This is a genomic window from Coprococcus sp. AF16-5 (assembly GCF_003479365.1).
GTDB classification, from domain to species: Bacteria; Bacillota; Clostridia; order Lachnospirales; family Lachnospiraceae; genus Coprococcus; species Coprococcus aceti.
This window is the reverse complement of record NZ_QUGZ01000005.1, coordinates 64,493-77,136: the sequence shown is the minus strand read 5'-3', so window position 1 is coordinate 77,136 and position 12,644 is coordinate 64,493. Positions and strand designations below refer to the sequence as shown.

The following is a 12,644-nucleotide window of genomic DNA, read 5'->3' as shown; positions in this document are numbered from 1 at the left end:
AGTATATGCGGTTCGTTATCAAACGGATCGCACATACTGTTTTTGTTTTGCCTATTGTACTGTGCAGACTATACGTCAAGCTTGTCCTGATCGGAGAGCACTGATGGATCCTCAGATACATCTGAAAGTCCCATGTACTCATCGCCGATTACCTCTGATGTCTCAGCAGCAGCGGCATTTGCAACGGCACCAGTTGCCTCGGCGAGAACATCCTCAGCCTCAGCTACGGTCTCGGTTACGGCCTTTGCGGTTGTCTCATCCGGAATATCCGCTGTGGCTTCCGGGGTTACAACATCCTCGGTTGCGGCTTCTTCGGATGTGGTTTCTTCTGCTCCGGTGGTGTCTTCGTGAAGTGTGAAATATTCACGGTCGCCATCTTCGGTGGAAGCAGCTTTTTCCTTAACCTTGTCCTTGAGCTTGTCATATGTGTCGGATACTGTATTCTTTGCTTTCTGGACTGTCTCGGAATCTTTTACTTTATTGTAGGTATCCTTGATCGTATCCTTTGCCTTTTGGACTGTCTCAGAGTCCTTTACCTTGTGGTATGTTTCAGAGTCCTTGATCTTTTGGACTGTCTCGGAGTCCTTTACTTTGTGGTAAGTATCTGTAGCTGTGGCTTTTGCCTTCTTTACAGTATCATTGTTCTCAACTGTCTGGTAAGCTTTCGTTGCCTTGATCTTGTCTTTGAATAAGTAGCAGACACTTCCTGCAGCGGCAAGAGTGAGCGCCATTTTTGCCAATTTGTTCATGATAAAAATCTCCTTCCCATAGAATATAACCTGTCCATTTATTTTAATATGTATTCGTGTCAAATGCAATAAGTGTGGTGGATTGATTCACAGGAATTAATATTTGCGAATGATATACCGTGTATGATATATTCATCTATAATGGAATGGATATGTGGAGGTAAAATGGAACATGAATAATAGTGGACAGGATTACAACAAAGAAGAACAGGCGATAAAGGCACTTCAGAAAAACTATTTTCTATGTGCGGCACTCACACTGGCAGTGGGAGTTGGAATGCTCGCATTTACATCATATAAGGTGATCGGAATAATATGCATCGTGCTGTGTGTGGTATTTGGGGTAATGGGTATCGTGCTCGTTGTCAAGCCGGACATGATAGATGTATCAGAGGATGGTGTGATGTCATATAAGAAGAAGGACAAGCCGGACAAAAAGTAAATATATTGTTTTTTATGAAAGGACGATAACATGAACGAATACAAGGACGAAAGGGACATTTTGGAGAAGGACATCAAGGCGCTTGAGGGGAAGTCTGCAACGTATTCAGGGGTTAGATTTGTGATGTTCCTTGCAGCTCTGGCAGGGCTGATAATAGGCATATATGACAACAGAGTGACAGTGCTGATCCTGGGAATAATAGCCGCTGTGGCATTTGTCGCAATGGTGTTTATCCACGGAAAGCTTAGTGAGGAGCTGGAATATAAGAAAGCCAAGTCGGAGGTGCTCAGGAGGTATATAGAGAGATTCGGCGACGGCTGGAAGAAGTTTGAGGACAACGGTGCACAGTATCTCGGCGATGACGATCTGGTTGCAAGGGATATGGACCTTCTTGGACAGAGCTCTCTGTATCAGTTTATCTGTGTTGCGGGAACCGAGGAGGGAAAAAGGGCTCTCGCCGAGAGTATACGCGATCCGAAGTACGATATAGCAGACATAGAGAAGCGCCAGGAGGCGATAAAAGAGCTCACTTCAAAGAGAGAGTTCTCGATGGATTTTGAGACCCTCGGTGTGAAGACCGGAATGGGCAAAAAGAAGAAATATACCGCGGATGAATTTGTGGCATACTGCAATGGCGATGACCATATACCTGCGGTGTTCAACATATTGAGATTTTTACTGCCGGCGATAACACTGGTTGCATTTATACTTGGAATAATGGGTGAGATAAACATAGGCTGGACGCTTGTCTCATTCTTTGTTGTGCTTTTGTTCTCCTGGCTTTTTGGCGGAGTTGCGGGTCAGGCTGTCATGCCTATGATCTCATTTGGCTATGTGATAGAGGACTATATAAGAATGTTCGAGCTGATCTCCGGGGAGAATTTCGACAGTGAACTTTTAAATGATATCAAGTCGCATCTGTCAAATGACTCTGGTGCCCTGGCGGCTATAAGAAAACTGAGGATGATAAGTGCGGCGTTCAATATCAGATACAATCCTATAGTTCATCAGATACTGTGTGGACTTATAATGTGGGACTTCCACATAGGCAGGATGATGGACAAATGGAAACAGAAGAATGGACAGAGCGTTGAGGGCTGGATAAAGGCTGTCTCTGATATGGAGGAACTCATGTCATTTGCTGTCCTTTCAAGAACGAGGGAAGTGAGCTATCCACAGGTCGGCGCAAATGCCAGAGTGCATGTCACCGCCAGGGATATGAGACATCCTCTGATAAGCCCTGATACAGTCGTGGCAAATGATGCGGACTTCAAGGGCGGTGCCACGATAATAACCGGAAGTAATATGTCCGGAAAGACGACTTTCCTCAGAACACTGGGTATAAATCTGGTGCTTGCATATGCGGGTGCTCCAGTGTGTGCGGGCTATATGGAGGCTGACAGGATGAAGATATTCACATCCATGAGGGTGACCGATGATGTCAGCAATGGAATATCAACGTTCTATGCAGAGATACTCAGGATAAAGACGATGGTTGAGTACAGAAAAGAGAACAGACCTATGCTCTGTCTTATAGATGAGATATTCAAGGGAACAAATTCTGCTGACAGAATAGTGGGAGCAACACAGGTCATCAGAAAGCTTGCGGGAGCGGGTTCAATGACACTGGTATCGACACACGATTTTGAGCTGTGTGATCTCAAGGCGGAGGACGGAACACCTGCTGCGAACTATCATTTCGAGGAATATTACGAGGGAGACCAGTTGAAATTCGACTATAAGAAGAAGGATGGCAGGTGTACCACGACAAATGCCATGGCGATACTTCACATGGCAGGACTCGACTGATGCTGAAAAATGGCATTATCTGGCATAACAGTAAAAATGCACAAAAAATGCGATTTTTTTAGTGCTATAATTTTTGGGTAATTATGCACAATGACAGTTATCAGTAATAACCAAAAACTTTGTTGAATGATTTTACCAAATATGTTATATTTGGAGTAGTGATTTGAGGGGAATAATACAAGAATATTCGTAAGCCAGACATACGAAAACAAAAGGAGGTAGACATATTATGTTACCAGCAAATATAGGACAGGCAGGGGATAACGCATTATCAATAGCGGCATCCAGTAATAAAGGAACACTTATTCGTTATCTGAATGATCAGGTTGAGGACGGATTCTATACATTGGTTATAGACAGCCTGAAGGATTCTAATTTTGATCTGTCGACCATGACAGTGGATGACGAGGTTCGTGCTCAGTGTACAAAGCTGTATGAGCTTGCAGAGTTTGTAGACTTCAATATAAAGGCGACCGGACACTATGCGATCGAAGAGTGGATAGAGCCTTTATTCAGATTTGTATATGGTGATATTGACCCTACCGATATAGATGCGCCTGTATCAGCTACAGGTGTTTATCGTTACAGTGTATGGCTGCTGTATCTCTTACAGCTTGAGAAGATCCCAGAGTGCATGAGACTGATCGGGGATAAGATCGCTCCACTTCTCATCAACATTTCATACCAGATACTTGAGGATGATGACAGACCAAAGAACTTTGACAAGGCTCTGCTCGGATACCTGGATTTGATCAATGTGGTTATGGAGATGGATATCTCAGCCAAAGACATAGGATCTGATTCATATATCAACAACCTCGAGGTACTTTATGATTACGTCATCGAGGATGCACATGCACCTAACGATTACAAGATACAGTTATCTATCAATCTCTTCTCTATCTACATTGCGAACAAGCAGTATGAGAAGGCATTCCAGTTCTACGGACTGAACGCAGAGTACATACCTATAGATAACCTGTCAGTATACTCCAACTTCAAGGAGCTCATCAAGAATGTCACAAGCACAGAGGCAGCAAAGATCCTCAGCAGCAAGGTGGCTTCAGAGATCTCCAAGCAGGAGGTATACAACAAGAGGATAGATTCACTGCTTAATGAGACCTGCGCATTTACCAAGAAGGTATATCAGGCCATCGAGAATGAGCCGGAGGTCAAGAAGGTACTTCAGACACTTGGTTCAGGAGCACAGCTCAGCGGACGTCAGAACATTCCTGAGGGAGCATATGAGTACAACAAGCTCTTCATAGAGTGTGGAATCAAGGCATATGTTAACTCTGATATAACACAGAAGTCATATGAGGAGAAGTATGAGAGTCTGGAGATCCTCTCCAAGGCACTCAATGTACTGTTTGAGGGATACAGCTTGTATGAGGTATCGAACAAGATCGAGGATCAGTACATAGAGCTCACATGGTGCTGCAACTTCCTGAACGCCAATCCTTCAATGCTGAAGGCATTCTTCAGTGTAAAGGAGAAGGTAAAGGTATTTGATGTCAGAAAGAAGTCAATTGTTGAGAAGAACAACAAGAACAAAGAGGTTTACTCAATGCTTGACAATAGACAGAAGATCCTTCTGTTCATGGCTGCTGAGGATATGGTCGTTAACGGACTCAACAGTACCAAGAAGATGGTTCTTGCATCAAGCTACGATATCAATACAGCCAAGAAGTACCTGCATGATACATATGTCAGAACAGCTCTTCCTGAGAAGTATAAGGAGGAAAATGAGCAGGGTGGCGGTGGTCTCTTCGGTAAGAAGCAGCAGGCTATGCCGGCTGATCTGGTATCACTGTGTAAAGTAGCTATTGTTGAGGAGATGCTGTGCAAGTCAGAGTACCTGTACCATCAGCACACTCTCAAGGGAATAGACAAGCCATCAAACGAGGAGATGACATACTCTGTAGCATGTCTGATCAAGTGTATCAACCATATGATCAACAAGAAGAGCAAGGCTGCTGCAGCTCCTAACAAGAAGGTCATCATAACCAAGACAGGTAAGGTTATAGAGCTCAACGATGAGTCAGGACAGGCACTAGAGAAGCAGGAGTCAGGAATCATCGAGGCTATAGACAATATAGTTGTCCAGCTCAAGGATAAGAGTGAGAGCAACGTCAAGTATGTAAAGGATTACATTGAGGATCTTATGAATACACTCATGAAGTACAACTGGGATATGAATGTACAGCTTGATGAATTCTCAGGTGAGGAACTCAGAAACAAGGCCTTCCTTGTTATCAAGAAGCTCAACTATGATCTTCTCAAGTAATCTGATATTACAGGACAATTAAAAATATCAATATATTATGTGAAAAGCACCGGAACAAACTATAAGTTTGTTCCGGTGTTCTTTTTAAGGGTGGAAAAATATAGTTGTATATGCTAGAATGGGTTGGATTTAATAAAGATATAAGATCAGGAGGATAAGAAATGGCAAAATTCATCAAGACACCGGTAAAAGGTATGTGTGATCAGCTTCCGGCTGATATGAGGCTTAGAGAGCATGTGCTTTCAATGATCAAGACAAGTTATTCCAGATTTGGATTTACACAGATAGAGACTCCTGTTATGGAACATATAGAGAATCTTACAAGCAAGCAGGGCGGTGACAATGAGAAGCTTATCTTCAAGGTGATGAAGAGAGGCGCAGACCTTGCGAGAGCCATCGATGCAGGTAAGGGAGAGCTGGCAGACAGCGGACTCAGATACGATCTTACACTTCCACTCTCAAGATATTATGCGAACAACAAGGAGCAGCTTCCAAGCCCATTCAAGGCACTCCAGATCGGACCTGTATTCCGTGCGGATCAGCCACAGAAGGGACGATTCAGAATGTTCACCCAGTGCGATATAGATATACTTGGTGACAATACAAACCTTGCGGAGATAGAGCTTGTGGCAGCCACATCCGATATGCTCTCAAGAATATTCTCTGAGGTGGGAATAACAGATTTTACTATCCACATCAACGACAGACAGATACTCCGTGGTGCTGCGAAGAATGCGGGATTTGCAGAGGAAGACATTGCTTCAATACTCATCAGCCTTGACAAGTATGACAAGATAGGTCTGGATGGCATAAGAGCAGAGCTCACAGAGAACGGATACGACGCAGAGATGGTGGACAAGTATCTTGAGATATACCAGAACCTTGGAGATATGAGCTGCGCTGAGTTCTGTAGGGACATAGACGCTGAGTGCCTTGATCCAAAGGTTATAACCAATATGGACGAGATCATATCAAGTGCAAAGACCATGGTTGCAGATGGCGTAAAGATCGTATTTGACCCTACTCTTGTGAGAGGTATGGGATATTACACAGGACCTATTTTTGAGGTTACAATAGATGACTACAACTTCTCCATCGCCGGCGGCGGAAGATATGACAAGATGGTTGGAAACTTCTGTGGACAGGATGTTCCTGCAACAGGATTTTCAATAGGTTTTGAGAGAATAATCACCATCCTCAAGGACAAGCTTGAGAATGGATACAAGATAGATTCTGACAACGTGGCTATCCTCATTCACAAGGATGTGACACTGGACAAGAAGCTTGAGATCTTCAAGGAGGCAAAGGAACTTCGCCAGGCAGGTAAGACAGTGACTATCCAGATGATGAGAAAGAACATGAAGCAGCAGATAAACATGCTGGAGTCAGAGGGATACACAGAGTTCAAGAAGGTGTACAACGACTAACATACGTTCTGAGGATCACACAGATGTGTAACATCATGACAGAACGTATATGTTACTGAGATATTTAATAAAAGGCTGTATTCACATATCAGGCAGATATGTGAATACAGCCTTTTGTGTTGCGTTATGAATAACAGAAATTATCTTACCATGCCATGCTTTTTCCTGAAGTAGAAAATAAACGGCTTTTCAATGATCCTCTTGAGGGTGATCTGTATCTCCTCGTGGCTTGTGTCTATAGGCTTGACAAGGATAGTGTGTATGCCAAGGCTGGCACTTCCGATGATGTCAGTGTAGATCTGGTCGCCCACGGCGATCGTGTTGTCTATGTTGCAGCCTATCTCGTTCATGGCACGGATGTAGCCCTTTTTCGATGGTTTGCCGGCTTTGAATATGTAATTCACCTTCATCTTTTTGTTGAAAGCGGCAACCCTTGGCTCCTTGTTGTTGGATACCAGACATACCTTGAAGCCCATGGCCTTGAGCTGTTCCATGAGCTGGATCGCTCTGGATGTGGCCGGCTCATTATGTCTCACAAGAGTGTTGTCTATGTCGAACAGTATACCTCTGTATCCCATGTCGTAATACTTTTTGAAATCTATCTTGTATGTGGATGAATAGTATTCATCCGGCAAAAATCTGATCATAGATATCCTCCCAGTTTGTTGTCGATTCATTATACCACAGGTGGACAGACAGTTGTATAAACACTTAATAAAATAATAAAATACCATATCCCGTCACTTTTATGTTTTTAATTTGTGGCAAAACATGTATAATAAAAATGATTAAGTTCAGATATAAGTAAAAATGATGATGGGCATATCAGATATGTATGCCAGTTTGCATATTGGATTAAGAACTTATATAGAATGAGGTGTGGGATATTGCACAGGGCGTATGTTCTAAGAAAAGAAAATAATAAATATATGCTGGATGTTATCAGTCCGTATGAAGCACTGTACAGTTCTGTATTTGGGGTGCAGGCGGATACGCTGTCCTATTCACAGGATGGTATGTGCAGGCGGATGTTCGATGAACTCATAGACAAACTGAATTACAGGGAGAAGATAGTGATAGATAAGCTCTATGGCTACAGACATGACAGATGCAGTGTGCCGGAACTTGCCTGTGAGCTGGAGACCGATGAGGAAGGTGTGAACAGTCTGAAGAACAGTGCGCTGGACAGACTGAGGGATCCGGATAATTACAAATATCTGGAGAAACGGTGGTATTCAGGAACGGATATAACCAACACTGAGTACGAGCTTGATTTCAGGAGAAAGCTCAGAGCGGAGCTTCAGAGATATCTGGCCGGTCAGAAGTCAGATATTGACATTTTAAGTGCGATAATGAGGAGAAATAAGATCTCTGTACAAAGGATATACAGGAATGTGCAGGCGGCAGCTACGGATCAGGGACGGTTTGAGACCTCTATATCAGGGAAGAAGAGTATAGATGATGCTGTAAATGAGCTGAAGGCGTTCAAGATAGCTGCACGTCCTGTTGAGAGCATCAGGAAGAAAAAGTCTGTAAGGGGAAATGTAGAGACCGTGCTCATAACAAATGATGGGATTGAGCAGGCGTATAAATACAGCGGACTCAGCGATGAGGATATAGCGGAGTGCGTGTGTCATGTACTGACGGACAGTGACGAGGGACATGGCTGTATACTTGACTTCAATATGTCAGATGGACTTATGGGACTCCTGTTGCTGAAGGGCTATCTGTATCTCGACAGTCTCATGGAGGACAGAGACAGGATATTGGCGGAGCTTCAGAGTGGAGGCTTTCAGACTCAGGCGGAGGAATTTGCAAAATTTGCGGACAAGGCGGAGATATACATAGCGGATAAGACGCACACGTCCATGACGTTTATTGTTGTGCCGGAGGCTGTTGCGCTTCGAATATATGAGGATAGGCCGGTGGATTACCATGAACTGCTGTCCTGCGCGGAGGAGACGGACAGGGAGTTTGCGGTCATGCTCATAAGAAATGAGAAGAAGGAATTTGCTGACTTTTCGGGACTTACGGTCACCGATGCTGCAAAACAAAGGCTCAGCGTATTGCAGAGAGACAATGAACATGCAGATGCAGTGTGATATATATTGACTTTAGGAGGAAAAACGATGGGATTGATAGCGGTCAATATCATAGGCTTGATAATGTTCATACTGGCAATAGTAATGTTTGTGCTGGCTGACAGTATGGTGGGAATAGCTATAGGTGTTGTGATCAGTGTAGTGTGGCTGACATTCACCATAACAGCAAATGTACATATACTCAAGGGAAGACGCTCGACGGAGAAGCTCAAGGACAGTGCCAGGGGACATTTGTTTGATGCACAGATAGAGAGACTCAACAGACAGTATGAGAGCATAATGTCCAGGGAGGAATACTTCCAGGAGAATGTGGAGGAGGGCAGTGGTGTCCGCAATCTGTACGAGGATATAAAGCAGCAGGCACAGAGCAACATGGACAGTGCCATAGGCTTTATACAGACATACGATTATTACACTAGACCCCAGCCGGTATACCTCGACAATCTGTGCAGACAGGGCGACGAGCTGGTGAGAAAGTTCAATATTCTGGTGGAGAAGATGGTTGATATTGACACCAACCTGAGCTCGCTGGATATGAAATATGTGGATGATGTCATAGAGTGCATGAATGGCATGAGGCAGGATGTCCACAGTCAGGGAATGTAAAAGGAGGAAGAAATGGATAAGAGGACAAAAGGATTAGTGGTAGTCGGAGTGCTGGTGATAATTGCGATGATCGCGGTCATTATCGGAATAGTCGGCAGGAAGGTTATCAACATAGCAGGCGGTGGAAATGGAGGATCATCAAGATCGGATATGACTCTTGATGAGTTATATGCGGATCTCGATGTAAGCGAAGCGACCCCTGTAAAGGGTACGGTCACTCTGGACACTCCGGATCTGTATGCGGAGCTGCCTGAGATAGACAAATATCCACTGGCAGTTGAGGGCAATGGAGACATAGATATAGAGATATTTACATCAGGTGAGAAGGCGGGAAAGGACAACGACTCATGGCTTATAGATGTTGCAAATTCCTTCAACGGTTCTGGTGTGAAGACAGCGGACGGCAAGTCGGTATCGATGAGCGTGAGATCAGTGCCATCCGGTACAGCCGCTGACTATATCATTTCCGGCAAATATCTCCCGGATCTGTACACCCCGAGCAACACCCTGTTCGGAGAGTATGCGATGTCGAACAGCGGCAGCCTTGAGCTTTACGCGGACAGACTGGTTGGAAATACAGCGGGAATCCTTGTGAAGAAGGACAGCGGTTACACTACTGCTGCCGATGCCATAAAGGCCGTTCAGGACAACAAGATCACCATGGGATACACGAACCCACAGACAAGTGCCACAGGACTTAACCTCCTGCTCACGCTGCTTCAGGACGGAGAGGATAACTTTACAAAGTTTAACTCAAACATACCATACGTTGCATATACAACACAGCAGATGAGAGATAGTGCATCAAACGGAACACTCGATGCTATGCTGTCAGAGTATCAGGCATATATCAATGACAGCAATCTCGTGTCAATGTATGATTTCATTGCATTTGGCGTGAGACATGACAATCCTGTATACATATGTAACAAGTCGGGAAAGTCTGCATCAGAGCTTGAGGCCATACAGCTCGTTGTGGATTACTGCAAGAGTGATGATATGCAGACGATCGCGACAAAGAGGGGCTTCAATGCCAACGATGATTATACTGCGACGGAAGAATTTTCCGGTGCACAGGTCACACAGGGTCTCAAGACATACAAGAAGACAAAGGATAACGGCAAGGACATCATCGCGGTGTTTGTTGCGGACTGCAGCGGTTCCATGGACGGAGATCCTATGAACCAGCTCAAGAACAGTCTGACAAACGGTGCGCAGTATATCAATGACAACAATTATGTTGGGCTTGTCAGCTACTCAAGCTCAGTTACAGTGGAGGTTCCGATCGCCCAGTTTGACCTGAACCAGAGATCATATTTCCAGGGATCGGTCAACAATCTGATGGCTTCAGGCGGAACGGCTTCGTATGATGCCGTTGTGGTTGCGATGAAGATGATAACCGATGCAAAGGCAGAGCACCCGGATGCAAAGTGTATGCTGTTCCTTCTCAGCGATGGATATGCCAATGTGGGATATTCCATGGATGAGATAACAAGCGCGCTCAGACAGTCGAACATACCTGTATACACGATAGGTTACGGCGGAGATGCTGACACGGATGAGCTTACAAAGCTCTCAGGAATAAATGAGGCGGCATCTATAAATGCGGACAGTGATGATATTATCTACAAGATAAAGAGCCTGTTCAATTCACAGCTTTAAAATTTATCGGTAAAATACATCATAAAAAACAGTTGCATTCCGTTTGCATATGGAATACAATATAGTCGTTTTTAAGAGACAACTGCATATGATGATAGATCTTCGGGGGTGAGTGCAATTCTCCACCGACGGTGTTAGGGAAACCTTAAGTCCGTGAGCCATGAGGCATGATCCGGTGTGATTCCGGGACCGACAGTATAGTCTGGATGAGAGAAGTATTATATATTCAGAACAGGGTATCTGATGGAAGTCCGTTGTGATGGATTTCGGTGATTGATACCTGAACAAGAGAAAACCCCGAAGTTATCTTCGGGGTTTTTTCTTGTGTTTTGAACAGATACTTCGGAGGCTTGAATGAGCAATATCCGATAGTCTGTCTGTAAAGGTATTAAGTAGGATGGTGGTCATATGGAAAAATATGATATAGATGATGAATTTGATCCGTCATATATGAGACGTGCCATAGAGCTTGCAAGGCGCGGCACTGGAGCAGTGAATCCAAATCCGCTTGTAGGTGCGGTCATAGTGAAGGATGGCAGGATCATAGGAGAGGGATATCATGTGAGATATGGAGAGCTCCACGCTGAGCGCGCAGCATTTGCCAGTCTTAAGGATCAGGCAGATGCCGAGGGCGCAGTCATGTATGTGACGCTTGAGCCGTGCTGCCATTTTGGCAAGCAGCCTCCATGTGTGGACGCGATCATAGAGCACAAGATCAGAAAGGTCTACTGTGGTTCCGATGATCCGAATGCTATGGTGGCAGGAAAAGGTTTTAAGAGACTGCGTGATGCCGGGATAGAGGTGTACACACACTGCCTCAAAGCCGAGTGCGATGCCATAAACGGTATTTTCTTTAAGTATATAGTAAATAAACAGCCGTATGTGACCATGAAATATGCCATGACCATGGATGGCAGGATCGCTACCCACACAGGGGCCAGCAAGTGGATAACCGGTGAGGCATCAAGGGCGTATGTCATGGAACTCAGAAACAGACATAAGGGTATTATGGCGGGCATAGGAACAGTGCTTGCGGATGATCCGATGCTGACATGCAGAATAGAGAAAAGCACGGACAGGGATACTGATAATGTCAGAAATCCGATCAGGATAGTTTGTGACAGCAAGCTCAGGATTCCGGAGGATTCACAGATCGTACAGACCGCCGGGGAGATAGAGACCATAGTTGCCACGACGGCAGCGGGAGCTTCAGACTCAGCAAAGTGTGAGAGACTCAAGGATAAAGGTGTAAGCATCATAGAGACTGAAGATGTGGATGGACAGGTGAATCTAAGGCAGCTCATGACGATCCTCGGCGGGAAAGGCATAGACGGAATACTGCTTGAGGGCGGCGGCGAGCTCAACTACAGCATGGTGTCTGAAGGTCTTGTGGATGAGGCGTGTGTATTCATTGCCCCGAAGATATTTGGCGGCGAGGGCAAGTACAGTCCGGTATCCGGAACGGGTGTTGATGTGCCTGCGGATGCACATATGTTTGGACTTGACGAGGTCAGAAGATTTGATGAAGATGTGATGCTCAGATACAAAAAGGTTTAAGAA

Annotated in this window: 10 protein-coding genes and 1 riboswitch; of the genes, 8 read left to right on the top strand and 2 right to left on the bottom strand. The window is 44.8% G+C overall.

Annotated features, from left to right (window positions below; all coding sequences use genetic code 11):
• Positions 1–68 precede the first annotated feature (68 nt).
• On the bottom strand, positions 69–749 hold the full coding sequence (locus tag DWW70_RS12250; RefSeq protein ID WP_118649954.1) for a YtxH domain-containing protein: 681 nt from the start codon (positions 747–749) through the stop codon (positions 69–71).
• A gap of 172 nt (positions 750–921) precedes the next feature.
• Here DWW70_RS12250 and DWW70_RS12245 point away from each other — a divergent pair, with 172 nt between their 5' ends.
• The 4 genes from DWW70_RS12245 to hisS all read left to right on the top strand — a co-directional run bounded on the left by DWW70_RS12245 (position 922) and on the right by hisS (position 6,714).
• A complete protein-coding gene (locus DWW70_RS12245) occupies positions 922–1,191 on the top strand; it encodes a hypothetical protein (protein WP_015533920.1) in 270 nt (89 codons plus the stop codon).
• Positions 1,192–1,221: 30 nt separating this feature from the next.
• Complete coding sequence (locus DWW70_RS12240; RefSeq protein WP_070099101.1) at positions 1,222–3,000, top strand: MutS-related protein; 1,779 nt, start codon at positions 1,222–1,224, stop codon at positions 2,998–3,000.
• Between the two features lie 229 nt (positions 3,001–3,229).
• Positions 3,230–5,287: a hypothetical protein gene (locus DWW70_RS12235; protein ID WP_022215908.1), complete on the top strand. Its 2,058-nt coding sequence runs from the start codon at positions 3,230–3,232 to the stop codon at positions 5,285–5,287.
• Positions 5,288–5,448: 161 nt separating this feature from the next.
• Complete coding sequence (hisS, locus tag DWW70_RS12230; protein ID WP_015533917.1) at positions 5,449–6,714, top strand: histidine--tRNA ligase; 1,266 nt, start codon at positions 5,449–5,451, stop codon at positions 6,712–6,714.
• 140 nt (positions 6,715–6,854) lie between these two features.
• On the opposite strand, the gene DWW70_RS12225 is transcribed toward hisS, so the two are convergent.
• On the bottom strand, positions 6,855–7,361 hold the full coding sequence (locus DWW70_RS12225) for a YqeG family HAD IIIA-type phosphatase (protein ID WP_015533916.1): 507 nt from the start codon (positions 7,359–7,361) through the stop codon (positions 6,855–6,857).
• Between the two features lie 282 nt (positions 7,362–7,643).
• Here DWW70_RS12225 and DWW70_RS12220 point away from each other — a divergent pair, with 282 nt between their 5' ends.
• The 4 genes from DWW70_RS12220 (at position 7,644) to ribD (ending at position 12,641) form a co-directional block, all read left to right on the top strand.
• The gene (locus DWW70_RS12220; RefSeq protein ID WP_118649953.1) at positions 7,644–8,816 is read left to right on the top strand and encodes a hypothetical protein; all 1,173 of its coding nucleotides are present in this window, start codon (positions 7,644–7,646) and stop codon (positions 8,814–8,816) included.
• 27 nt (positions 8,817–8,843) lie between these two features.
• The gene (locus DWW70_RS12215) at positions 8,844–9,422 is read left to right on the top strand and encodes a hypothetical protein (RefSeq protein ID WP_015533914.1); all 579 of its coding nucleotides are present in this window, start codon (positions 8,844–8,846) and stop codon (positions 9,420–9,422) included.
• A gap of 12 nt (positions 9,423–9,434) precedes the next feature.
• On the top strand, positions 9,435–11,084 hold the full coding sequence (locus DWW70_RS12210) for a vWA domain-containing protein (RefSeq protein WP_118649952.1): 1,650 nt from the start codon (positions 9,435–9,437) through the stop codon (positions 11,082–11,084).
• Between the two features lie 94 nt (positions 11,085–11,178).
• A riboswitch (FMN riboswitch) is annotated at positions 11,179–11,306 on the top strand.
• A 186-nt stretch (positions 11,307–11,492) separates the two neighbouring features.
• Positions 11,493–12,641: a bifunctional diaminohydroxyphosphoribosylaminopyrimidine deaminase/5-amino-6-(5-phosphoribosylamino)uracil reductase RibD gene (ribD, locus tag DWW70_RS12205; protein ID WP_118649951.1), complete on the top strand. Its 1,149-nt coding sequence runs from the start codon at positions 11,493–11,495 to the stop codon at positions 12,639–12,641.
• Positions 12,642–12,644: the final 3 nt, after the last annotated feature.